General features: G+C 36.8%; 28 protein-coding genes. 6 read left to right on the top strand and 22 right to left on the bottom strand.

Translation table 11 applies throughout. The features are described 5' to 3' along the window. Positions 1–87 precede the first annotated feature (87 nt). The 6 genes from accD to recO are packed head-to-tail and all read left to right on the top strand — an operon-like array spanning position 88 to position 4,370. Positions 88–1,002: an acetyl-CoA carboxylase, carboxyltransferase subunit beta gene (gene accD, locus CYO92_RS05395; RefSeq protein WP_103589117.1), complete on the top strand. Its 915-nt coding sequence runs from the start codon at positions 88–90 to the stop codon at positions 1,000–1,002. A 2-nt stretch (positions 1,003–1,004) separates the two neighbouring features. After that, positions 1,005–1,460 (top strand): 23S rRNA (pseudouridine(1915)-N(3))-methyltransferase RlmH, encoded by a 456-nt coding sequence (locus CYO92_RS05390; RefSeq protein WP_084041273.1) that lies wholly within the window; start codon positions 1,005–1,007, stop codon positions 1,458–1,460. A gap of 10 nt (positions 1,461–1,470) precedes the next feature. Then, complete coding sequence (dksA, locus tag CYO92_RS05385; protein WP_035167251.1) at positions 1,471–1,827, top strand: RNA polymerase-binding protein DksA; 357 nt, start codon at positions 1,471–1,473, stop codon at positions 1,825–1,827. A 9-nt stretch (positions 1,828–1,836) separates the two neighbouring features. Next, a complete protein-coding gene (locus CYO92_RS05380; protein WP_054196230.1) occupies positions 1,837–2,835 on the top strand; it encodes a hypothetical protein in 999 nt (332 codons plus the stop codon). After that, positions 2,832–3,755, top strand: a complete 924-nt coding sequence (locus CYO92_RS05375; protein WP_103588944.1) for a tRNA dihydrouridine synthase — start codon at positions 2,832–2,834, stop codon at positions 3,753–3,755. The genes CYO92_RS05380 and CYO92_RS05375 overlap by 4 nt, the downstream gene beginning before the upstream one ends. After that, the gene (recO, locus tag CYO92_RS05370) at positions 3,756–4,370 is read left to right on the top strand and encodes a recombination protein RecO (RefSeq protein WP_103588943.1); all 615 of its coding nucleotides are present in this window, start codon (positions 3,756–3,758) and stop codon (positions 4,368–4,370) included. Between the two features lie 221 nt (positions 4,371–4,591). Here the strand turns inward: recO and CYO92_RS05365 are convergent, their stop codons facing one another. The 22 genes from CYO92_RS05365 to fmt all read right to left on the bottom strand — a co-directional run bounded on the left by CYO92_RS05365 (position 4,592) and on the right by fmt (position 22,088). Next, positions 4,592–5,350: a tRNA 2-thiocytidine biosynthesis TtcA family protein gene (locus CYO92_RS05365; RefSeq protein ID WP_103588942.1), complete on the bottom strand. Its 759-nt coding sequence runs from the start codon at positions 5,348–5,350 to the stop codon at positions 4,592–4,594. Further along, entirely contained in the window at positions 5,347–6,030 is a 684-nt protein-coding gene (locus CYO92_RS05360; protein WP_103588941.1) for a 5'-methylthioadenosine/adenosylhomocysteine nucleosidase, read from the bottom strand. The genes CYO92_RS05365 and CYO92_RS05360 overlap by 4 nt, the downstream gene beginning before the upstream one ends. Further along, on the bottom strand, positions 6,027–6,956 hold the full coding sequence (gene fabD / locus CYO92_RS05355; protein ID WP_103588940.1) for an ACP S-malonyltransferase: 930 nt from the start codon (positions 6,954–6,956) through the stop codon (positions 6,027–6,029). The genes CYO92_RS05360 and fabD overlap by 4 nt, the downstream gene beginning before the upstream one ends. A gap of 9 nt (positions 6,957–6,965) precedes the next feature. Next, positions 6,966–7,568: an FKBP-type peptidyl-prolyl cis-trans isomerase gene (locus tag CYO92_RS05350; RefSeq protein WP_223154487.1), complete on the bottom strand. Its 603-nt coding sequence runs from the start codon at positions 7,566–7,568 to the stop codon at positions 6,966–6,968. Between the two features lie 56 nt (positions 7,569–7,624). After that, the gene (locus CYO92_RS05345) at positions 7,625–8,467 is read right to left on the bottom strand and encodes a tetratricopeptide repeat protein (protein WP_103588939.1); all 843 of its coding nucleotides are present in this window, start codon (positions 8,465–8,467) and stop codon (positions 7,625–7,627) included. 17 nt (positions 8,468–8,484) lie between these two features. Further along, a complete protein-coding gene (locus CYO92_RS05340; RefSeq protein WP_021090913.1) occupies positions 8,485–8,991 on the bottom strand; it encodes an OmpA family protein in 507 nt (168 codons plus the stop codon). A gap of 64 nt (positions 8,992–9,055) precedes the next feature. After that, the gene (tolB, locus tag CYO92_RS05335; protein ID WP_103588938.1) at positions 9,056–10,312 is read right to left on the bottom strand and encodes a Tol-Pal system protein TolB; all 1,257 of its coding nucleotides are present in this window, start codon (positions 10,310–10,312) and stop codon (positions 9,056–9,058) included. A 24-nt stretch (positions 10,313–10,336) separates the two neighbouring features. After that, positions 10,337–11,284, bottom strand: a complete 948-nt coding sequence (locus tag CYO92_RS05330) for a TonB C-terminal domain-containing protein (RefSeq protein ID WP_103588937.1) — start codon at positions 11,282–11,284, stop codon at positions 10,337–10,339. A gap of 1 nt (position 11,285) precedes the next feature. Next, on the bottom strand, positions 11,286–11,684 hold the full coding sequence (locus CYO92_RS05325) for a biopolymer transporter ExbD (protein ID WP_072593819.1): 399 nt from the start codon (positions 11,682–11,684) through the stop codon (positions 11,286–11,288). Then, positions 11,685–12,269 (bottom strand): MotA/TolQ/ExbB proton channel family protein, encoded by a 585-nt coding sequence (locus tag CYO92_RS05320; RefSeq protein ID WP_051288435.1) that lies wholly within the window; start codon positions 12,267–12,269, stop codon positions 11,685–11,687. Further along, positions 12,270–12,659, bottom strand: coding sequence for an ATP synthase F1 subunit epsilon (gene atpC / locus CYO92_RS05315; protein WP_084041261.1), 390 nt, complete (start codon positions 12,657–12,659; stop codon positions 12,270–12,272). It abuts the gene before it with no gap. Positions 12,660–12,677: 18 nt separating this feature from the next. Beyond that, positions 12,678–14,075, bottom strand: a complete 1,398-nt coding sequence (gene atpD, locus CYO92_RS05310; RefSeq protein WP_002939420.1) for a F0F1 ATP synthase subunit beta — start codon at positions 14,073–14,075, stop codon at positions 12,678–12,680. An 11-nt stretch (positions 14,076–14,086) separates the two neighbouring features. Next, positions 14,087–14,974: an ATP synthase F1 subunit gamma gene (atpG, locus tag CYO92_RS05305; protein ID WP_103588936.1), complete on the bottom strand. Its 888-nt coding sequence runs from the start codon at positions 14,972–14,974 to the stop codon at positions 14,087–14,089. A gap of 9 nt (positions 14,975–14,983) precedes the next feature. Then, complete coding sequence (gene atpA / locus CYO92_RS05300; RefSeq protein ID WP_009294343.1) at positions 14,984–16,501, bottom strand: F0F1 ATP synthase subunit alpha; 1,518 nt, start codon at positions 16,499–16,501, stop codon at positions 14,984–14,986. 14 nt (positions 16,502–16,515) lie between these two features. Continuing rightward, positions 16,516–17,046: a F0F1 ATP synthase subunit delta gene (locus tag CYO92_RS05295; protein WP_103588935.1), complete on the bottom strand. Its 531-nt coding sequence runs from the start codon at positions 17,044–17,046 to the stop codon at positions 16,516–16,518. Next, complete coding sequence (locus CYO92_RS05290) at positions 17,046–17,558, bottom strand: F0F1 ATP synthase subunit B (protein WP_103588934.1); 513 nt, start codon at positions 17,556–17,558, stop codon at positions 17,046–17,048. Before CYO92_RS05290 ends, CYO92_RS05295 begins: the two co-directional genes overlap by 1 nt. Positions 17,559–17,567: 9 nt before the next feature. Then, complete coding sequence (locus CYO92_RS05285) at positions 17,568–17,990, bottom strand: FoF1 ATP synthase subunit B' (RefSeq protein WP_103588933.1); 423 nt, start codon at positions 17,988–17,990, stop codon at positions 17,568–17,570. Between the two features lie 95 nt (positions 17,991–18,085). Beyond that, entirely contained in the window at positions 18,086–18,946 is an 861-nt protein-coding gene (locus CYO92_RS05280) for a ParB/RepB/Spo0J family partition protein (protein ID WP_103588932.1), read from the bottom strand. A gap of 15 nt (positions 18,947–18,961) precedes the next feature. Next, positions 18,962–19,744, bottom strand: a complete 783-nt coding sequence (locus CYO92_RS05275) for a ParA family protein (RefSeq protein WP_103588931.1) — start codon at positions 19,742–19,744, stop codon at positions 18,962–18,964. Further along, positions 19,741–20,376: a biotin--[acetyl-CoA-carboxylase] ligase gene (locus CYO92_RS05270; RefSeq protein ID WP_103588930.1), complete on the bottom strand. Its 636-nt coding sequence runs from the start codon at positions 20,374–20,376 to the stop codon at positions 19,741–19,743. The genes CYO92_RS05275 and CYO92_RS05270 overlap by 4 nt, the downstream gene beginning before the upstream one ends. 1 nt (position 20,377) lies before the next feature. Continuing rightward, complete coding sequence (thiD, locus tag CYO92_RS05265; RefSeq protein WP_103588929.1) at positions 20,378–21,166, bottom strand: bifunctional hydroxymethylpyrimidine kinase/phosphomethylpyrimidine kinase; 789 nt, start codon at positions 21,164–21,166, stop codon at positions 20,378–20,380. A 16-nt stretch (positions 21,167–21,182) separates the two neighbouring features. Then, positions 21,183–22,088, bottom strand: coding sequence for a methionyl-tRNA formyltransferase (gene fmt, locus CYO92_RS05260; protein WP_103588928.1), 906 nt, complete (start codon positions 22,086–22,088; stop codon positions 21,183–21,185). Positions 22,089–22,104 lie beyond the last annotated feature (16 nt).

Below are 22,104 nucleotides of genomic sequence, written 5' to 3'. Positions count from 1 at the left end.
CAAATAAACAAACTTTAAGTCATATAAGAAAAAGCAAGGCAAACATTAGATATAATCCCACAATTTTTAATATAAGTGGGTAAAAAGATGAATTTCTCAGACATTTTTTCAAAGATAAGAAAAGCTCAACCTCGTCCAGAAGAAGCACCTACGCACTGGGTAAAATGCGATAATTGTCACTCACTGATGTACTACAAAGAAGTTGAAGCTTGTTTTAATGTTTGCCCAAAATGCGGCTATCATATGAGATTAAAAGCTGATGATCGCATAAATTTGATCTGCGATGAAGGTAGCTTTGTAGAATTTGACGCGAATTTAAAACCGGTAGATCCATTAAATTTTGTTGATAAAAAATCATACAAAAAAAGAATCACAGAAAATAAAGAAAAAACAGGACACACAAGCTCAGTGATATGTGGCGAAGGTAAATGCGACGGACAAGAGATCCAGCTAGTTGTTTTTGACTTTGGCTTCATGGGTGGTTCGCTAGCTTCAGTTGAGGGTGAAAAGATCGTAAGAGCGATAAAACGAGCAATAGAAAAACGCCAAGCTTTAGTCATAGTGAGTGCTTCAGGTGGAGCTAGAATGCAAGAGAGCACATTCTCTTTGATGCAAATGTCAAAGACATCAGCTGCTTTAAAACTACTTGATGAAGCGAAACTACCTTACATCTCAATACTTACTGATCCGACAATGGGTGGTGTTAGCGCCTCTTTTGCTTGGCTTGGAGATCTAATAATCGCTGAACCTGGCGCTTTAATAGGCTTTGCCGGTCAAAGGGTCATCAAACAAACCATTGGTGCTGACCTTCCAGAGGGATTTCAAAGAGCCGAGTTTTTATTAGAACATGGCTTAATCGATGCTATTGTGCCAAGAAGCGAACATAAAAAATATATAAGCGATATGGTTAAATTTCTCACAAATAATAAGACAATACATCAAAAAGATAACCAAGATGAGAGTGGAAACAACTTTGAACTAAAGCTAAAAACCAAAGGCTAAATTTGGAAATTTCAGTTTTTAGCATTCAAAAATCATCACGTGACAACTTTGAAAACGAGATACAAGAATATATAAAAATGAGTGCAAAATTTGCCAAGATAAACGATAAAGTCTTTTTCAATGAAAAAATAGCAAAAGCTCAAAGTACTGGAAAAAGCGAAGCATTAAGAGCTTATGATGAAATTTATGAGCCAAATTTAAAAGGCTTTTGCGTAATGCTTGATGAAAATGGCTTGCAACTTGACAGCCAAGAATTCGCACAAATTTTAAACTCAAATTCACAAATTAACTTTTTCATAGGTGGAGCTTATGGCCTTAGCCAAAATTTAAAGAATAAAGCGCAAAAAATTGTAAGCTTAAGCAAGATGACGATGGCACATAAGGTTGCCAAGCTTGTACTTTTTGAGCAAATTTTTAGAGCACTTTGCATAAATGCAAACCACCCATATCACAAATAAAGGAATATAAATGACACAAACTGAGCTAAATTTTTTTAAAAAATTACTTGAAGAAAGAAAATTACAGATCAAAAAAAATATCTATGATTCATCTGTTGAAGTAAATGGCTTAAGAGATAGTGGTGTAAGCGATGAGTTTGATATAGCCTCGGTAAATACAGACCAGCTAATAGAGCATTCCATCTCGACGCAACAAAGAGCGGAGCTATCAGAAATAGATGAAGCACTAGAGAAGATAGCAAACAAAACTTATGGAATTTGTGATATGTGTGAAGAGGAGATCAGTATACCGCGACTAAAGGTAAAACCACATGCAAAATACTGCATAACTTGCCGTGAAATAATCGAAAAAACAGCAAAAAACTAAGGAGAAAACATGAAAACTAGAAAATTTCTCGTCTACTGCATAATCTACATAGTAGTTGTTGCAGGGCTTACTTATTCTCTTAATAGTTCTGATTACACATTTGAGCTTTTAGGCCAAACTATAACTTTGCCAATTGCTATTTGGGTCGCTCTTCCAGTAGCTGTTTTAGCACTTCTTGCCCTACTTCATATCGCTTATCATGGATATGCTTTTTATAGATATAAAAAATGGATCAAAAAAGATAGCCAGCTTTATAAAGACTTAGCCAAAGAGACGCTTCTTGGCTTTGAGAGCAACAAAGACTTCAAAACCGACACTTACAAGATCGCCTCACAGCTTACTCGTTCTATCTCACCAGTAGGCGAGCTTAAAGATGTCGGTGTAGATGATGCCGAGATAAACAATATCTTACAAACTATAAAAAGTATAAAAAATAAAGAGATCGTCGATCTAAAGAAATTTAGACTAGCAAAAGATAGCAAGTTAAATATCCTAAATGAGCTAAATAAAATCGAGCAACTACCTACTTACTATCTTGACATACTTAAAAATCAAGATCAAAACGAGAGTCTTAAAAAAGCTGCATTTGATAAACTCATAAAAGTAGCTTCTTTTAGCGAGATCAAAAGATTAAATTTTGAGCTAGCAAGTGAAGATATAATGCTTATTATTACCCGATTTGTAAATGACGAGATTGATCTAAGCAGTGATGAAATTTTTGATCTTTTAAACAACGCAAAAGTTACAAAAGCACAATACGACAAAGCAGCCATAATGCTTAAAAATAAGCTAAAACCAGATGCATTTATCGGCATCTTTGAGAAGTTAAAAAGCATCCATGCTGATGCTGATGAGGCTTACGTATATGCGCTATTTGAGCTTCAGATGCTTGATAAAGTAAGAGAGGCTATCGAAGGTAGCGACCCAGATGAGTTTAAAGAGATAAAGGTCTTGCTGTTTTTACGAGATAACGGCAAAATGGTGCCTAGCTCGTTATTTTTTAAATGATAGACTTTAGTAAAAAGCCACTTTTCTTAGCACCTCTTGCTGGTTTTTCTGACTTGCCACTAAGAAGCGTAGTTAAGAAATTTGGCTGCGATGTCACTGTTAGCGAGATGATCAGCGCAAACGCTCTAGTATATGAGAGCAGTGACAAAACGCTTGAAATGATTAAAAAATCCCCAAACGAAGAGCCTTATGTAGTTCAAATAGCTGGCAATGACACAGAAAATATAAAAAAAGCTGTGCAAATTATCAATAAATTTGATGGGATTTATGGGCTCGATCTAAACTGCGGCTGCCCAGTACCAAAGGTCGTTAGACAAGGAGCAGGTTCTGCATTACTAAACGATCTTGACAAACTTCAAAGCATAATCTCAGCTATAAAAAGCGTCTCAAACAAAGAGAGCCTAAGCGTTAAATTTAGACTTGGCTTTAACGACAAAAATGAAGAAAAGATCGCAAAGGCCTGTGAAGAAGCAGGTGCAAACTATATCGCAGTGCATGGACGTACAAGAGCTGGGGGATACAGCGCAAAGGTTGATTACGAAGCGATCGCTAGAGTAAAGGCGAGCGTAAAAATCCCAGTCGTTGCAAATGGCGATATAAATGCGCAAAATGCAGATGAAATTTTAAACCTTACAAAGTGTGACGCTCTCATGATCGGTAGAGCAAGTATTGGTAATCCTTGGATATTTCACGAGATAAAGACTAAAACTAGCGTGGATAAAGCGCTAAAGCAAAAGATCATACTAGCCCACTTTGATGCGATGATCGAGCATTACGGCGAGCATGGGCTTTGCATATTTAGAAAGCATTTACATCAGTACAGCAAGGGCATCGACGGTGCAACAACCTTTAGAAACGATATAAATTTCATCAAAGACACGACAGCGATGAGAGAGCGCATAAGGGAGTTTTTTGCCTAGATGCAAGGCTACATCCTGCGTGTGCAAAAGGTCAGAGACGAGGACCTTTTAGTCTTTGTGCTAACGACAAATTTGCTCGTAAAGTCGTATAGATTTTTTGGCGCACGCCACTCAAATATCATGACTGGCTATAAGATCGACTTTGAGCTAGAGCAAGATGCGAAATTTCTACCAAAGCTTAGAAGCATACTTCACCTTGGCTTTAAGTGGCTACTAGAGCGCGATAAGCTCATCATTTGGCAGCAGTTCATGCGCCTACTTTATGATCATCTAAAAGAGGTCGAGCAGCTCGATGAAATTTACTTTAACGAGCTTGATCGCTGCGCCAAGCAGATGCAGCTACAAAATCCAAAACGCCTTATCATCGAAAGCTACGTTAAAATTTTAGAGTATGAAGGTAGGCTTCACAGCGAGCTTGAGTGCTTTATCTGTGATGAGGAGATAGAGAGCGAGCTTTGCCTAACTCGTGGCTTTTTGCCCTCTCACAAGCACTGCCTAGATAGGAGCGAATTTGACGCTGGTAAGATCAAAAATTTATTTGATACAAAAAGCACGATCGAGCTAAATGACGATGAGATAAACCGCCTTTATAAAATTTTACTTGACGGACTTTAAGCTATACTTGCTATCTTAAATATCTATCATCTTATTCTTTAAAGTATATGACTATTTTTTAACTTCAAATTTCCAAATTATAAAATTACAACCAAAGAGTAAAAAATTTTTAAAAAGAAGATTAAAAATTGCTGTTTTTTATTTATTTTGATAAAAGCCAATTAAAATAGAAATATTTATAGCTTGCTTCTTAGGATTAGTCCCAAAAAGCAAGTAAAATTTTACTCTTCACTACTACTATTGAGAGCAAAAAAAGTATCAGTATGGATATTTTCAAATGCTGCTTTTAGCGAAGTAAAAAGTTTTGGATTTTCTTTTTCTAAGGTTGCTAAAAGCTGTTTGGTTTCATATCTAGCATGCGGCATCTTCACGTCAAATCTCATTGCAGGGCATGCTTCATCGCCAATGACTCTTAATTCATTTTTGATAGCATTTTCGCGAAGCTGTCTCTCGCGAACGAAGATAAATGGCCTAATAACCGTGATTCCATTTTTTGCAGTATATTTTGGAGCAAGCGTCCTTAGTGCACCATTATAGGTAAAATTCATAAAAAAGCTCTCCGCCGCATCATCTAAATGATGAGCAATCGCGAGTTTATTAAAACCATGCTTTAAGGCGTAAGTATAAAGATAACCTCTTCTCATACGAGAAAAGAAACTACAAAAACTAGAATTCTTACGGATTTTCTCTTTTGAAATTTCAAAAATTGAGCTATCTATTACTTCGTGCTCTATTCCGTGCTCATTGCAATGCTTTGTAAGATAAGCGTAGTCCTCACCCATGCCGTAGCTTAGTGTTACTGCTTTAAACTCAAATTTTTCAGGTGTAACGTTTTGGATATGCTTTAGTACGTGAGCTAGTGCGAGGCTATCTTTACCACCGCTAAGACCAAGCAAGATATTATCTCCGCCCTCTATCATCTTGTATCTGGCATTTGTCTGACCAACTTGCCTAAGAAGCCTTTTACTAAGCTCTATCATAAGCTTTCTACCATTTCAAGTATAAATTTTGCACTAACATTTGCTGAATCTTGCAAAAATTTATCAAAGTCAAACTCTGCTGCATCACCAGCTCCATCGCTGATAGCTCTTAGTATAAAAAATGGCACACCAAGTGTTTCGCAAACTAGTGCAACGCTAGCACCTTCCATCTCGGTAGCGCTCGCATTAAATATCTTTTTAATCCAAGTTTTCTTTTCATTATCGCAGATAAACTGATCTCCAGTCGCAATAATACCAGCACTTAAGCTCATATCTTTTTTATCGGCTATCTTTTTTGCCAGTTCGTTTAGTCCTTCATCGCTTTTGACAAATATACTTGTGCCTGGCACATAGCCATAAGGATGTCCAAAAGCCGTAATATCAAGATCATGCTGCACTAAGCTAGTAGCATAAAGCATATCGCCTATTTTTAGGCTCTCATCGAGTGAGCCAGCTACGCCAGTAAAGAGCAACTTTGAGGCCTTAAATTTTTCTATCATCAAAGTTGCTGTTATAGCTACATTTACCTTACCTATCTTTGAATAGGCAATGACTAGCTCTTTTCCTTTATAGTTTGCTAAGTAAAATTTATTATTTGCATATTGAACAGTTTTATATTCACCAACCATTTCAAGGATCGGTGTTATCTCCTCTTGCATAGCTCCAAGTATCGCTATCATCTCTCCTCCAAAATTTTCACAACTTCTTCAAGACTTGCCATATCAGTAATACTATAAGTTGGCTTTTCGGTAATTTTTTTATTGATGCCCTTTAACGTCGCAGCACCAAGCTCGATAAAACAATCAACATTATTTTCATAGTTTTTAATGCTTTGTTTATAGCAAACTGGTTTTATTAGCTGCTCTTTTAGCAGAACTAGTGCTTCACTTTTATCGGTATAAATTTTAGCATTTACATTTGAGACAACAGGAGAAAATTTGGTAGCCAAAGTACTCTCAAGCTCGCTTGCCAGTCTAACACTAGCTGGCTCAAGTATCGGACAATGGCTTGCTACTGACATATTTAAAAGCATTGCTCTTTTTGCGCCAGCTTCTTTAAATTTTGCTTCATAGCTAGCAAGATCAGCTCTTACGCCAGCGACAACGATTTGTCCATCGCAGTTGTAGTTTGCAGCATAAATTTGTAAACCTTCTTCTCTTGCTTTTTTACAAATTTCTTCAACCACTTCATCACTAAGTCCAAGAACTACCATCATGCCAGCATCTTTGCCAACGCAGGCTTCTTGCATAAATTTACCACGCAAATTTACAAACCTAATCGCATCAATAAAATTAAATGCTCCACTAACTGCAAGAGCAGTAAATTCTCCAAGTGAGTGCCCAAGGCTAAATTCTGGTTTTTCTTTAATAAAATTTGAAAAAGCCAAATAAGTCATTAGCGAGTTTAAGACGATAGCTGGCTGAGTAAATTCTGTTTTATCCAACTTATCGTTTTGTGTGAATAAAAGCTCTTTATAATCAATGCCAGTGTCATTACAAGCATCATTTAAAAGTAGTTTAGCAGTAGAAAAATTTTCGTAAAAGTCTTTTCCCATACCAATATTTTGCGAGCCTTGGCCCGCAAAAACAAAAGCAAATTTTTTCATATTAGCTTCTTAGTGATGGTGATGTCCGTGTCCACCGCAACCGCAACCACCATCCTCGTGTCCGTGTCCATGCCCGTGTCCATGACCCCCGCAGCACTCATGCTCATGCTCATGATCGTGACCACCGCAACCGCAAGTATGAGCCCCAGCTACCATGCCTGTTGCTTTTTCATCTTCTGTCGCATCTCTAACTTCTAAAACTTCAACATTAAATAGCAAATCTTTACCAGCATATGGGTGATTAAAATCAACTGTTACTTCGTCATCTTTGATCTCTTTAACAATAACACGAACGCTTGAGCCATCCTCATTTTGACCAAAAAGTTCCATTCCTTCATGTAAATCTATACCAGCAAACTGCTCTTTTGGTAACGACTGAATGGCCTCATTATTATATTCACCACAACCCTCTGCTGCCTTTACGCTTATAGTTGCTCTTTCGCCTGATTTTAGTTTACTTACTTCTTCTTCAAGCTTTTCTATAATATGGCCATGCCCTGTTATAAATGAAATTTGGCCACCTTCTTGCATGTTTGACTCTAAAATTTCACCAGTGTTAGCATCTTTTAGTTCGTAAAACATAGTTATAACTTGATCTTTACTCACAATAATCTCCTTAGATTTGGTTTCTCGATTAATGTGGGATTATATCTAAAAAAGATTAAAATTTAGTTTCTATTAGGAGAGGCTTTGGCTTCTTTACTATCTGGATAACCGACTTTTAAAGCCTTATAAAATCTATTTGCACTTTGCGTATCACCTATCTTATCAAAGCTTATAGCTGTGTGATATAGAAGTTTTGGTGTATAGTCAGCCTTATCTTCGTTCTGTATGCTTTTTTTGTAGTATTGTATAGCTGTACTGTATGATTTTTGACTGTAAGCAACTTCACCTAAATAATAATTTGTTGCACCAGTTTTATAGCCTTTTTTATTTAAATATTCAAAATATTCAGCTGCTTCTGTGCTATTGCCAGAATTTAGAAGTTTAATGCCATCAGCCAAAATATCTTTATCGCTTTTTCCACTAAAATTTGAAGTTGACTTACTTTGTTGTTTTGGATTTGCATTTTGCTTTGGTTGGGCAGCATTTTTATCCATTATTGCACCTAATTTATTTAAGGCAGCAGTAATATTTTTGTAGTTTTTGTCTTGTATATCCCTAGTCTCATCAACATAAGCTTTTAATGATGTCAAACTTACACCAGAATCGCTTATACCACCATTGACTTTGGTTTCGATATCGTTCATTCTTTGCTCAAGTTTATTCATTCTAGCACTCATGCTCTCAAACAAGCTTTGCAAACCTTGAAGTTGTTCTAAAACACTATTCATATTCTCTTCAATATTTTGAACACTTCGCTTATTATTTAGGGTAACTTTTTCATTGTCGGTTAGACCATATGGATTCGCACTATCCATATTGCCTGCATCAAAAGCTGAAATCTCTTGGCCGGAGGTAATAGAGATAGTGGCTCCAATCAGAGCCACTACAATTATTTTTTTATTCATTATTATTTAATTATAAATTACGGAAGTACTTTGAAATCTGCACGTCTATTTTGAGCATCGCAAGCTTTTGTTTTGTCTGTACAAACTGGATTACTTTCGCCGAAGCTAACTACAGCGATTCTATCAGCACTAACGCCATTTCTTACAAGAGCATCTTTAGCACTTTTAGCACGTTTTAAACCAAGAGCATAGTTATACTCATCTGTACCCCACTCATCGCAGTTACCTTCTACTTTTATAGAAAGAGCTTGAGCGTCAGCTTGGTTGAATACTGATGCATTTGAGCTAACAACACCTTGTTGATCAGCTTTGATATTAAATTTATCAAAGTCAAAGTATACACTTTTAACTTGACTCTCGATGTTAGCAATAAGAGCTGCTAATCTATCAGCATCGCTCATGCTACCTGAATTGTCTGCAGATTGATTTGAATTTGAATTCATATCAACTTCAGGGTTTTTTGAGCTACAACCGCTCAACAATAAAGTTGCAACTGCAACACTTGCTAGAACTACTTTTTTCATTCCTTATCCTTTTTTAGAAATTTGGTCGAATTATATCACAAAAATCTTAAATTTTATCAGAATATTACCAATCTATAGATTGAATTTTTCCTACTTTTAAAGGAAACTGAAAACTTCTGTTTTCATTTAGCCTAACAACACCTAGTGAACTTTGACCGCCAAGCTCTTTTATAAAGACAACACTTTGCCCATCGCTTGAGAATCTTGGATAGTTATTTTTGCCATTTGCTGTAAGCTGTCGTATAAAATCCGTTTGAGTTGAAATTAGATATATATTAAAACTACCGCTTGCTTCCCTGCTTGAATAAACAACATAATTTTCAAATGTGCTTACAGAGTTATTATTCTTACCATGAAATACCATTTGTTCAACGCTTCCGCCAGAAATCGCAGGAGTTGCAAAAACATTAGGATAACCAAGCCTATCTGATACAAAAACTATCTTACTATCATTATCTACAAAATTTCCATTTACATCTATGCCTGGATAATTAGTAATCTGCGTCAAATTTTTGCTATTTGTATTATAGATAAATATATCTGGTTGATCTTTTGGTGCCATAGTTAATAAAATTTTACTTCCATCTTTACTAACATCTGAGGCTATAAGCATGCCAATGCTATCAATTATCTTTGTTTTTGTACCAGAATTTAGATCATATCTAAATAAAGTTGGCTTATTATTCACATAAGATGTATAGTAAAATTTACTTTGATCGGCTCCTGCCCATTTTGGGAAAATATTTAGTCCACCACTTACTATGGTCTTTTGATATGTAAGTGTATAATCAGCAACTATGATAGAACTTTGGCGAGCTGAAGTATATTTTGAAAGAATAATAAATTTTTCCATCCAGCCAACTGGTGGTAAATTTAGTTCATTAGTAAGCTCAACTATACTTTTATGCGCTAAAAACGGATACTTTGCACCATCAGGCATATTATAGACTCTCTCATACCTTGTAGTTGCTGTTTTAGCATCGATGAGTTTTACTCTTAAAGTAAGAGGTGAGCCCATAGAACCTTCAAGAGCATATCTAAAGATAAGCTCAACACCTTTGTCGCTCATTGTATTTGTAGCTGCTGTTCCCTCATAGGTTGAAGGCACGTGATCTTCGATAACCTCAAAGTCAGAGCTAACTTTCAAGTCACCTAGCATGATCTTAAAGAATTTATCTTTAAAGCCCGCATCACTAACAGCTGTAGTTGCATCTTGCAAAGCTATCTTTGGCAAAGCAACACCTTGGTTAATAACAGATATGGTCGCGTCAGCAGCATAAAGCCCTAGAGCAACACACAAAAAAAGAAAAATTTTCTTCATCTCTACTCCGTAAATTTATAAATTTTAGTTTATTTTATCTTCTAAATTTAAATTAAAAGTAGTACTTTTGTCTGGATTAAATGGAAATTTCTCTGCAGTAAGCTTTTCCAGACACTCTTTTACCTTTGCATTAAACTCTTCATTGTATGATAGCTCTAAAATTTCATAGTTGAAATTTCCACTTTGATCTATCATAACTTTAACTTTAGCCAAATTTGCAGAATCAGCCTTATAGCTTTGCCATCTTCTTTGAATTTGTTTTGTTATCGCACCCATTAGTGGATCGTAAGTACCGGTAGATTGTGATTTCGGAGCGGTTGGATTTTGATCTATCTTTAGGCTTTTTATAATATCACTAGCCTCTTTTGCAGCCTTTGAGCTAGAAGCCTCGCTCTTTTTACGGCTTTGCACTTTATTTTCAACCTTTTTTATACCATCATCTTTTTTGAGTTTTGTAGGGTCTATGTCACTAAAGAGATCTTTTATATTTGGCTCTTTGGGTTTTGGCTTTTCAACTGGCTTTGGTGTAGGCTTAGGCTCAGGTTTTGGCTCTGGTTTAACATCTTCTTTAGACTCTTCACTTGGTTTTAAAATTTCTGGTTTTGGTTCTGGTTTTTTAGGCTCAGGTTTTGGTTCCTCTTTTGGAGGAGTTGGTAAGCTTGGGGTAGGTAATGGTTCATCTGGTACAACAGGCTTATTTGTAGTCTCTTGTTTATCTTCTTCTGACTCCTTTTTTGGTTCAGGCTTTGTCTCTTTAACTACTTCATCTGCTTGTTTTGGAGCTTTAATGGTTTGATCAACCTCCCTATCAACCATAACCACATCCATAATAGCATCTTTATCATCGGTATATTTTTTAGGAGGCTCTACAAAAAATGTAAGCTTTATAAATAAAATAAGTATAATAGTAACGTAAATACAAAACGCTACAAGAAACGAACTAAGCGTTGGAAATTTAACTTTATTTGACATCTTAACCGTTTGTCTCTAAAGCTACTTTATTAAAACCAGCACCTTTCAAAGTCTTTAATACAAACATAACATCATCGTATTTTAAATTTTTGTCAGCTTTTATATAGATAGGCGAGGTTTTATCGTATTTTGTACTCATTAATGCAATATTATCAGGAAACTCAGCAAGGCTCATAGTACTCTGATCAATTCTAACTTGTCCTTGCGAATTTATAGATACTATAAGGTCTTTTTGCTTAGATGTTGAAGTTTTCGCCTTTGAACCATCTGGAAGAGTAATATCCTCTTGATATGTTATAGTTGGCATAGTAACCATTAAAATGGCTAGTAAAACAAGCATAATATCAACAAGAGGAGTTATATTTAGCTCTGGTGTCTCATCGGTAAATTTAACGGCCATTTATAGTATCTCATCATCTTTTTTAAGTGCTATCATAACATCAGCCTGACGCTCAATAACACTCATTAATTCATAAGCTTTTCTTTTTATGAGTAAATTAAATGTATATGCTGGGATGGCAACAAAAATTCCGCAACCAGTTGCAACAAGTGCCTCTGAAATAGCTGGAGCGATAATACCAAGTGATGAACCTCCACCATTTCCAAGCTGTGAAAATGTCTCTAAAATAGAAACAACGGTTCCAAAAAGACCGATAAAAGGCGAAGTAGATGCTATTACACTTAGCCACGTTAGTCCACTTGTAGCATTTTTCTCGGCTATGCTTATACATACATTTAGCTTTTCTCTTGAGATTCTTCCATTTGCACATTTTCTCAAAGACGAATCATTTGGAATATTTTTAGCACCCATAAGCAGTGCTTCAAGTGCATTTTGCTCACGTTTTTGCCAAGCTCCAATACCAGCCATTCTTGAAAAAAGAATTGTGAAACTAACTATAAAATATATTGACAGCCAAGTTAAAACAATAATTGTAATAAAACTACTTCTCTGAATGTAATTTAAAAATAAATCTATACCGCCCACTTATCTAGTTCTCACTACATTTTCCATTTTAGATATAGTTGCTGCAAAAGCATTTGTGTCACTACTCATACTCTCTATCAAATTTCTAGCAGCTTCCAATGAATTTGCAAGTTCACTTTCACTATCGCCAGAGACGTAAATCGCGCCGTCAGCAAGTATTACTACCTTACCTTCGTCAATCTTTGCATAGCCCCAGTTAATCGCAACAACATCATGTTTTTTATTTTTATGTTCTATATCTATAATACCTGCTTTTAAAAGAGATATTAATGAGGCATGGTTTGGTAAAACACCAAACTCACCCTCGCTACCTGGAAGCACTACACTACTCACGTCATCATTAAATATCTGACCTTGAGGAGTTACGATCTCTAAATGTAATTTATCCATTACGCTTCCTTTTTAAATTTAAGCCTTAAGTTTCTCAGCTTTAGCTAAAGCCTCATCTATATTTCCAACCATATAAAATGCTGCTTCTGGTAAATGATCATATTTACCCTCTAAAATTCCCTTAAAGCCAGCTATATTTTCGTCAAGACTTACATATTTGCCAGGGCTACCTGTAAATACTTCAGCAACGAAGAAAGGCTGAGATAAAAATCTCTCTATCTTTCTTGCTCTATCAACTGTTAGCTTATCTTCTTCGCTAAGCTCGTCCATACCAAGGATAGCGATGATATCTTGAAGATCTTTATATTTTTGAAGCACAGCTTGAACGCCACGAGCTACCTTATAGTGATCTGCTCCTAAAATTTGAGGATCGAGCATTCTTGAAGTAGAATCAAGCGGATCAACAGCTGGATAGATACCTTTCTCTGCGATCGATCTGTTAAGAACTGTCGTAGCATCAAGGTGAGCAAAAACAGTAGCAGGAGCTGGATCCGTAAGGTCGTCAGCTGGAACGTAAACAGCTTGAACAGATGTAATCGAACCTTTTTTAGTTGATGTGATTCTCTCTTGGAATTTACCCATCTCACTTGCAAGAGTTGGTTGATAACCAACAGCTGATGGGATACGTCCAAGTAGAGCTGACATCTCTGCACCTGATTGAGAGAAACGGAATATGTTATCGATAAACATCAAAACGTCAAGTCCCATCTCATCACGGAAGTACTCAGCCATTGTAAGACCAGTTAGTGCGATACGGTTTCTTGCTCCTGGTGGCTCATTCATTTGACCATAGCACAAGGCAACTTTATCCAAAACATTACTTTCTTTCATTTCATGATAAAGGTCGTTTCCTTCACGAGTTCTCTCTCCAACACCAGCAAATACAGAATAACCGCTGTGTTTAAACGCAACGTTGTGGATAAGCTCCATAATAATAACCGTTTTACCAACACCAGCACCACCAAATAGGCCTACTTTACCACCCTTTGCGTAAGGAGCTAGAAGGTCAACTACTTTGATACCAGTTTCAAAAATTTCACTTTTCGTACTTTGCTCTTCAAATGGAGGAGGATCGCGGTGGATAGACCAATGCTTATCAAAATTTATACCCTCGCCCTCGTCGATCAAATCACCAACTACGTTAAAAATTCTACCTAGAACTTTTTCACCAACTGGCACACTAATAGGTGCACCAAGTGCTTTAGCCTCTAAGCCACGAGTCAAGCCCTCACTCATATCCATAGCGATCGTTCTGACTCTATTATCGCCTAGGTGAGCAGCAACTTCTAATATTAGTTTATGTTTCTTGCCCTCAACCTCAAAGAAAACTTCGATAGCTTCATTGATCTTTGGCAAGTAGTCATTAAAGTCAACATCGACCACAGGGCCCATAACTTGACTAATAACACCCTTCATTCATACTCCTTTTATTTCATTGATTCAACACCACTGATGATCTCGATAAGCTCAGTGGTAATAGACTCTTGTCTTGCTTTATTGTAAGCAAGATTTAACTGTTTAACGCGTTGTTTAGCATTGTTTGTTGCATTATCCATAGCTTGCATTCTAGCACTGTGCTCAGCCGCCAAAGAGTCAACTAAAGCATAATACATACTATACTCAAAATATTTATTGAGCAATTCATCCATGATCTTAGTATAATTGTCTTCTGGCTCAAATTCCATCAAAGAATTTGTCTCAACAGCAACTATCTTAGACGGCTCAATAGGCACAATATCATTTACCCTAATCTCTTGAGAAATCATATTTTTATAGCCATTGTGTATTAGCACGACTTTATCAGTTATGCCATTTGTAAAGTCATCAATGGCGTCTTTTATGATATTTTGAGCTTTTTCATATGTAGGAGAAGAACTAGCTCCGACATAAGTCTCAAGTAGTTCAACGCCTTGGAAATTGAAAAATTCTATACCTTTTTTACCAACAGCTCTTAGTCTGACTTTGACCTTTTTTGCTTTTAGCTCATCAATCATGCGCCTAACTGTCTTTATAGTTTGGACATTAAAGCCACCGCAAAGCCCTTTATCAGCGGTAACAAATATAATATCAACCTTTTCTACACTCTTTGTTGTGTTAAAAAATTTACTCTCAGTCATAACTGAAGCATATTGATTGATCTTATAAGCTATCTCTGATAAAACCTCATTGATCTTAAGAGCGTAAACTCTAGAGTAGCGAGCAGCCTCTTCAGCTTTGCGAAGCTTTGCTGTAGAAACAAGCTTCATCGCACGTGTCGTCTTTTGAGTATTCTGGACGCTCTTAATCTTTCGTTTTATATCTTTTAAATTTGACATATCTTAGCCCTAGTTAGCAGCAAAAGTCGCTTTAAAATCTTTCAACGCTTTATGTAAAATTTCTTCTACTTCTTTATCAAGAACCTTTTTAGTTCTGATTTGCTCAAAAATTTCAGGGTATTTTGCCTCAATATATGGATATAGCTCAGCCTCAAATTTTGTTACATTTGCAGTTGCAACATCATCTAAATAACCCTTAGCGCCAGCAAATATGATAACTACTTGATTCTCAACTGGAAGTGGAGAATATGGAGGTTGTTTTAGTACTTCAACCATCTTTTGACCACGCTCTAGTTGTTTTCTCGAACTCTCGTCAAGGTCGCTTGCAAATTGAGCAAATGCTTGTAGCTCGCGGTACTGAGCAAGGTCTAGTCTTAACGTACCAGACACTTGTTTGATAGCTTTGATCTGAGCTGCACCACCGACACGAGAAACAGAAAGACCAACGTTGATCGCTGGGCGGATACCTGAGTTAAATAAGTCACTTTCAAGGAAAATTTGACCATCTGTAATAGAAATAACGTTTGTTGGGATATAAGCTGAAACATCGCCCGCTTGAGTCTCAATAATAGGTAGAGCTGTTAAAGATCCAGCACCTAATGCGTCATTTAGCTTACTTGCTCTTTCAAGAAGTCTTGAGTGAAGGTAGAAAACGTCGCCTGGGTAAGCTTCACGGCCTGGTGGTCTTCTTAAGATCAAAGACATCTCACGGTAAGCAACCGCATGTTTTGACAAGTCATCATAGATGATTAACGCGTGGCGAGAGTTATCCCTAAAATATTCACCCATTGTTACGCCAGCATATGGGGCAAGGTATTGAAGAGCAGCTGCGTCACTAGCACCAGCATTTACAACTATCGTGTAGTCCATAGCACCGTACTCTTCAAGTTTTTTAACGACTTGAGCAACGGTTGATTGTTTTTGACCAATAGCAACATAGATACAAATAACATCTTGACCTTTTTGGTTGATGATAGTATCGATAGCAACTGTTGTTTTTCCAGTTTGGCGGTCGCCGATGATTAGTTCTCTTTGACCTCTACCGATTGGCACAAGTGCATCGATCGCTTTGATACCTGTTTGAAGTGGCTCATGAACGCTCTTTCTAGCCATGATACCTTTTGCTTTTTCTTCGACGAAGCGAGATTCAGTAGCTTCGATTGGTCCTTTTGCGTCGATTGGCTCACCTAGTGAATTTACAACACGACCAATTAATGCGTCGCCAACTGGAACGCGTAGAAGTTTTTTAAGTCTTTTTACAGAGCTTCCTTCTGTGATACCGCTAGTTTTTCCAAGGATAACTATACCAACACTGCTCTCTTCAAGGTTAAGAGCCATACCTTTTTCGCCGCTTTCAAATTCGACCATCTCGCCAGCCATAACGTTTTTCAAACCATAAACGTTAGCAACGCCATCAGCGACTGAGATGACTTTACCGGTCTCTTCTACATCAACACTTAAATCAAAATTTTCAATACGCTCTTTGATTATCGTGCTAATTTCGTCAGCTTTAATTTTTGCACTCACGCTTTCACTCCTTTTTAAATTGCTTTTAATATATATTCACTCATTTGACTTTTTAGTCTATCGATAGAGAAATTTATCTCGACACCTAAATCATCTAACTCAACTTTTACGCCGTTGTAATCGCTCTTTGAGCCATCAAGCTTGATCTTAGAGTTAAATTTCTTAGAGAAATTCTCTTCTAGAGCTTTTAACTGATCAGCGCTTAGATCAAAATTTCCAATAACCTCGCCACGATATGTATTTTCAAGCAAAGATTGCTCTATCTTCATCTCGTTTAAGATCGCTGGGATAAGTTCCAGTCTTTTATTTGCGCCAAGAAGCTTAATAAAATTTGCAAATTTGACATCTTGATTTTTAACCAAAGATAGTACAAATTCAACCTTTTGTGAAGCCTTTAAAGTAGGCAAACTTATAATGCTTTTAAATTTATCGCTAGCAAAAGCAGCAGCTAGCTCTGATAAATTTTCAATAAATACATTAAGTTCATTTGATTTTACGTCGCTTAAGATCGCTTTTACGTATTTTTTAGCTACTACTTCATTCATTAGCTAACCTTTTTAAGTATTATATTTACGAGCTCTTTTTGATCGACTTTTAGGCTATCGCTTGAGAAAATATCGCTCAAAATTTCATTTACAACGCCTTTTGTCATCTTGCGCTCTTCAAATTCTTTTTGCTCTTTGTAGCTCTTTTGAAGATTTGTTATATCATTTTGAGCATCACTTTTAACCTTAGCAGCTAAATTTAAAGCCTCTTTTTTAGCAGTTTCGATTAAAGAGTTTGCATTTTGCTTAGCCTCTTCTACACGTTTTAGAGCGTCATCTTTTTTGGCCTTAGAATCACGGAGTTTTTCTTGGATACTTTCAAGCTTATTTGCGATCCTGTCAATTCTGCTTTGATAAAGAGCTTTTAGTGGCTTAGCTGCAAAATATACCAAAATAGCAAAGAAAAGTAAGAAGTTTAGCGTTCTCTCTACTATATCGTAATTTGTTCCGCCATGCCCACTAGCATAAGCTAGAAATGGAAGTGCTAGAAAAAATAAAATTTTTATCTTCATAAAATTCCTTTAAATTTTAGAGAGCTTGGCATTTAAAGCCGCTCTGAGTTCAGGTAGTTTAGCTGATAGATCTGCCTTTAAGTTATCTTTCTGGGAGTTTAGAGCATTTAAAAATTCATTGTAATCAGCCTCTAAACTAGTTTTTACAGCATTTACTTCTTTTAAAGACTCTTCTTTTGCCAAATTTAAGGCTTCTTGCCTTATTTTATTAGCCTCAGTCCTTGCGTTTAATATAATCTCTTCAATCTCTTTTTCATGAACACTTAGATCACTTGCATTTTTACTAGTACTCTCTTCATCATTTTTTATAGAGGTATTTCTGTCATCTATAAATTTGAGCATTGGCTTATAAAGCAAGGAATTCAAAATAGCGATCAATACCAAGAAAACGACAGCCGTTAAAAGCATCAATGGCACATCTATTTCTAACATCCACTCTCCTTATTTTATCATTAAGTTTTATTTAATATTCAAATTAAAGTCTGATTCTACAATAAATTACTAAAAATAAAAATAAATTTGTAATTCTATTTTAGCCTAGCAATAAATTCTTCCACCTGTGAAATATTATTAAATTCTAAAACTAGATTGCTAGATTTTACTTTTGCTTTTATCTTTAAATTTTTAAAAATTTCTTGTAAATTTGATAGTTTTTTACTCATTTCCTCAGAAATTTTTGGCTTTTTGGTTTTTATCTCTTCCTTATTTTTTATCTTTTTTACTAAAATCTCTGTATCTCTAACGCTTAGCTTTTGACCAATTATCGTATCAACAACCATCTTTTCTTCTTCGGTGCTAAGCCCAACTATAACTTTAGCGTGGCCTTGCGTGAGTTTATCTTCTTGTAAAAGTTTTTGCGTATAGTCGCTAAGAAGTAAAAGCCTCATCGTATTTGTTATTTGTGTTCTACTTTTATGAATGATGTTTGCCAAGCCATCCTGTGTGATCTTATACTCATTTATGAGCTCTTTATACGACTTTGCAAGTTCGATTGGATTTAAATTTTCACGTTGAATATTTTCAATAAGCGCAAGCTCTCTTAAATTTTGAGACTTGATATCAGCGATGATTGCCTTTATCTTACTTGATCCAAGCATCTTTGTAGCGCGGTATCTACGCTCACCAGCTATTAACATATAGCCATCATCTTTTTTGATGACGATTATTGGCTGGATCAGTCCATGCCTTTTGATGCTAGCACTTAGCTCTTTTAAGGCCTCTTCATCAAAATGTGTTCTTGGTTGGTATGGGTTTGGTAAAATTTCATCTATATTTATCTCTTCGACCATCTCAGAGTCGTTTAAATTTGCGATCTCTTTACTGTAGGCTTGCTCTACATCTTCAAGTATCGCACTAAGTCCTCGCCCTAATCCACCTTTTTTAGCCATTTTTTTCCTTAATTTTTAGTTTAAAATACAATATGCCAAATTTTGATACGCAATTGAGCCTGGTGATTTTATATCATAAAGTATCACTGGCTTACCAAAACTTGGACTTTCAGCAAGTTTCACATTTCTTGGAACGACCACAAATTCCTCTTTGCCGTCCTTACTCTTAAAGAGCTTATTTTCAAAATGCTGCTTTAAATTAGCAATCGTCTCTTTTGAGAGATTATTTTGCGAACTAAACATAGTTGGCAAAAAGCCTTTTATATTTAGCTTTGGATTTATCGTTTTTTTGATGATCTTAACCGTATTTAAAATTTGAGCTAAGCCCTCAAGTGCGTAAAATTCACATTGAATCGGGATGATAACACTATCGCTTGCGCTAAGAGCATTTACTGTGATGCTGCCAAGTGCTGGAGGACTATCGATGATGATAAAATCATAATCGTTTATAACTTCTGAAATTTTGTTTTTAAGGATTAGTTTATAGTCCTTATTTTGGTCGTTAAATTCTTGCTCGATGCCAACAAGTCCGATGTTTGATGGAGCTAAAAAAAGTGTTGGAATCTCAGTTTTTAACACGATTTGCGAGAGCTTTTTTCTATCTGTTAAGACGTGATAAATGTTAAACTCATAGTCGCTTCTGCTAAAGCCAAGTCCAGTCGTTGCGTTTGCCTGTGGATCGATATCTATTAATAATACTTTTTTTTCAGCAACCGCCAGTGATGCGGCTAAATTTACGGCTGTTGTAGTCTTGCCAACGCCGCCTTTTTGATTAGCTATTGTTATTATCTCGCTCATCTTAACGAATATACCTTTTCCCCGTTTAATAAGATCGCTCCATCATCGCAAATTTCAGCATCCTGAAGCGAAACAGCTCTATTTGCAATATGTGTAATAAAACCTTTTGACTTGCAAAAGTCTATCCTAAATTTGCTAAAAATTGGCTTCCATAAAATCTTTTTATCAAGCATGCTAACAAAGCCCCAAACTAGCTCATCTACGCTAGTTTTGATATCCAAAATGCCCGCGTTTTCGGGTGCACTCGTTAAATTTATCCCCATGCCACAGATATAAATTTCATCCACTTTATTTGTTAAAGTGCCACCTATCTTGCGCTCGTCCACATAAAAGTCATTTGGCCATTTTAACCAGCACTTTGAGCCAAGTTCGCTCAAGACTTCACGCATCAGCATAGAAAAATATATCGAGATCGAGGGCGGAGGTATGTCGCTTGGTAGCTCATCTTCGCTTATACAAAATGACATAAACAAATTTCCGCCAAGCCCTTCCCAGCTGTTACCGCGACTGCCGACCCCTTTTGTTTGATTATACGCCACGACCATATACGGAGCTTTTATCTCGCCGTTTTTTAGGGCTTCTATCAAAAATTCCTGCGTCGAAGGCAGACTTTGGAAAAACTCTACTTTCAAATCACACCTTAAATTTATAGAAGTGATTTACCGGATTTTGTCCACCGCCGATGATGACCGCATTTTTGATAGCGTTAAAGATATAATCATGCGCATTTTTCACGCTCTCTTTTAGGCTTTGGCCATTTGCTAAATTTGAAGCAATCGCACTTGATAGCGAGCAGCCTGAGCCGTGAGTTGCGGTCGTTTTTATACGCTCATCGCTAAAAATTTCATATTCCTTGCCATCATAAAATATATCAAGCGACTTGCCATTAAGCTCGCCACATTTTAGATAGACACTCTTTGTGCCAAATTTCAAAAGCTCCTTACAAGCCTCTTTTAGCTCACTCTCGCCCTTTAGCTCATGCTTTAAAATTTCACGCGCTTCAAAGATATTTGGCGTGATCACGCTCGCAAGCGGAAAAAGCTCCTCCACGATCGCGTCTTTTGCAGCGCCCTCTAGCCATATGTCACCATTTTTACAGCTCATAACAGGATCTAGCACGACTGGCGGTAAATTTTTGATCTCTCTTAGCGTTTTTGCGACGCTTTTGATGATCTCAACGCTTGGGACAACGCCTATTTTTATCACATCAACTCTTATATCATCAAATATCGCTTTGATCTGATCCTCTATGAGCTTTGGCTCAACTAGCTGCATACCAAATATGCCCTTTGTATTTTGAGCAGTGACCGCCGTGATCGCTCCCATCGCATATACGCTGTGCGCTATAAAGACCTTTATATCAGCTAAAACTCCGGCTCCACCGCTTGGATCAACCCCTGCTATACTTAGTGCATTTTTCATAACCGCTCCTTTAAATTTATTTTAATTCATCACCAACGCTAAGGCGCTTACCATTTATATATGCTTTTGCGTTTGTTGGCTTTTTGCTTGGCTCTTGAAGCTCGTAAATTTTGACCGCCCCACCCTTGCAAGCAACCACGACGTGGTCTTTTTCTACGCTTAAAATTTCTCCGCTTTTGCCACTTTTTTCGCTTAGCTCAAGCGATAAAATTTTTAGTCCGCTTGCTAGATAAATCCCTGGCCAAGGTGTGAGCGCACGAAATTTATTATAAATTTGCCCCACCTCTTCATCAAAGCTAAAAAGTCCGTCACTCTTGCTTATCTTTTTGCAGTGCGAGGCCTGCGCGTCGTCTTGTTTTTGTGGCTTTAAATTTTCAAAATTCTTAAGTACTTTTACGATTAGCTCGCCGCCAAGCTCGCCTAGCTCACTAAAAAGCTCGCTTGACATCTTCGTCTCACAAGGCGTGTAGATGAAGTCCAGCATATCACCAGTGTCAAGGCCAGCGTCCATTAGCATAGCTGTAACGCCAGTTTGTTTCTCTCCTGATAGGATCGCGCTTTGAATGGGGCTAGCACCTCTATATTTTGGCAAGATCGAAGCGTGTAAATTTATACAAGTTGCCACATCAAGCACACTCCTAGGCAAAATTTTGCCATAAGCTGCCACTACGATAAATTTAGGCTCAAATGCCTTTAGCTCGCTAACCACCGCCTCATCTTTTAGCGTATTTGGCGTAAGGACTGGCACGCCTACTAGCTCATTTTGCGCGTAAATTTTGACCTCGCTTGGGGTTAAAATTTGCTTTCTGCCAACTGGCTTATCAGGCTGGGTAAAGACCGCTTTTATGTTAAAGCCAGCTTCTTTTATGTGCCTAAGTATCCTAACAGCATAATCAGGCGTCCCCATAAAAACTACATTCATCACTTTCCTTTAAATT

The organism is Campylobacter concisus (genome assembly GCF_002913715.1).
In the GTDB taxonomy this organism is placed as follows: domain Bacteria; phylum Campylobacterota; class Campylobacteria; order Campylobacterales; family Campylobacteraceae; genus Campylobacter_A; species Campylobacter_A concisus_AG.
The sequence above is the reverse complement of the archived record's forward strand: the minus strand, read 5'-3'. Positions and strand labels throughout refer to the sequence as shown.

What these genes read in the sequence shown, in the direction of transcription:
- CYO92_RS05285 (WP_103588933.1), bottom strand. Translation starts at nt 17,990, where the DNA reads ATGTTAGAAATAGATGTGCCATTGATGCTTTTAACGGCTGTCGTTTTC.
- accD (WP_103589117.1), top strand. Translation starts at nt 88, where the DNA reads ATGAATTTCTCAGACATTTTTTCAAAGATAAGAAAAGCTCAACCTCGT.
- atpD (WP_002939420.1), bottom strand. Translation starts at nt 14,075, where the DNA reads ATGAAGGGTGTTATTAGTCAAGTTATGGGCCCTGTGGTCGATGTTGAC.
- CYO92_RS05340 (WP_021090913.1), bottom strand. Translation starts at nt 8,991, where the DNA reads ATGAAAAAAGTAGTTCTAGCAAGTGTTGCAGTTGCAACTTTATTGTTG.
- CYO92_RS05330 (WP_103588937.1), bottom strand. Translation starts at nt 11,284, where the DNA reads ATGTCAAATAAAGTTAAATTTCCAACGCTTAGTTCGTTTCTTGTAGCG.
- CYO92_RS05275 (WP_103588931.1), bottom strand. Translation starts at nt 19,744, where the DNA reads ATGAGCGAGATAATAACAATAGCTAATCAAAAAGGCGGCGTTGGCAAG.
- CYO92_RS05360 (WP_103588941.1), bottom strand. Translation starts at nt 6,030, where the DNA reads ATGATAGCGATACTTGGAGCTATGCAAGAGGAGATAACACCGATCCTT.
- atpG (WP_103588936.1), bottom strand. Translation starts at nt 14,974, where the DNA reads ATGTCAAATTTAAAAGATATAAAACGAAAGATTAAGAGCGTCCAGAAT.
- CYO92_RS05365 (WP_103588942.1), bottom strand. Translation starts at nt 5,350, where the DNA reads ATGATAGAGCTTAGTAAAAGGCTTCTTAGGCAAGTTGGTCAGACAAAT.
- CYO92_RS05290 (WP_103588934.1), bottom strand. Translation starts at nt 17,558, where the DNA reads ATGAAGATAAAAATTTTATTTTTTCTAGCACTTCCATTTCTAGCTTAT.
- CYO92_RS05380 (WP_054196230.1), top strand. Translation starts at nt 1,837, where the DNA reads ATGAAAACTAGAAAATTTCTCGTCTACTGCATAATCTACATAGTAGTT.
- atpC (WP_084041261.1), bottom strand. Translation starts at nt 12,659, where the DNA reads ATGGATAAATTACATTTAGAGATCGTAACTCCTCAAGGTCAGATATTT.
- thiD (WP_103588929.1), bottom strand. Translation starts at nt 21,166, where the DNA reads ATGAAAAATGCACTAAGTATAGCAGGGGTTGATCCAAGCGGTGGAGCC.
- CYO92_RS05280 (WP_103588932.1), bottom strand. Translation starts at nt 18,946, where the DNA reads ATGGCTAAAAAAGGTGGATTAGGGCGAGGACTTAGTGCGATACTTGAA.
- CYO92_RS05295 (WP_103588935.1), bottom strand. Translation starts at nt 17,046, where the DNA reads ATGAATGAAGTAGTAGCTAAAAAATACGTAAAAGCGATCTTAAGCGAC.
- recO (WP_103588943.1), top strand. Translation starts at nt 3,756, where the DNA reads ATGCAAGGCTACATCCTGCGTGTGCAAAAGGTCAGAGACGAGGACCTT.
- CYO92_RS05325 (WP_072593819.1), bottom strand. Translation starts at nt 11,684, where the DNA reads ATGGCCGTTAAATTTACCGATGAGACACCAGAGCTAAATATAACTCCT.
- tolB (WP_103588938.1), bottom strand. Translation starts at nt 10,312, where the DNA reads ATGAAGAAAATTTTTCTTTTTTTGTGTGTTGCTCTAGGGCTTTATGCT.
- fmt (WP_103588928.1), bottom strand. Translation starts at nt 22,088, where the DNA reads ATGAATGTAGTTTTTATGGGGACGCCTGATTATGCTGTTAGGATACTT.
- CYO92_RS05345 (WP_103588939.1), bottom strand. Translation starts at nt 8,467, where the DNA reads ATGAATAAAAAAATAATTGTAGTGGCTCTGATTGGAGCCACTATCTCT.
- dksA (WP_035167251.1), top strand. Translation starts at nt 1,471, where the DNA reads ATGACACAAACTGAGCTAAATTTTTTTAAAAAATTACTTGAAGAAAGA.
- CYO92_RS05375 (WP_103588944.1), top strand. Translation starts at nt 2,832, where the DNA reads ATGATAGACTTTAGTAAAAAGCCACTTTTCTTAGCACCTCTTGCTGGT.
- fabD (WP_103588940.1), bottom strand. Translation starts at nt 6,956, where the DNA reads ATGAAAAAATTTGCTTTTGTTTTTGCGGGCCAAGGCTCGCAAAATATT.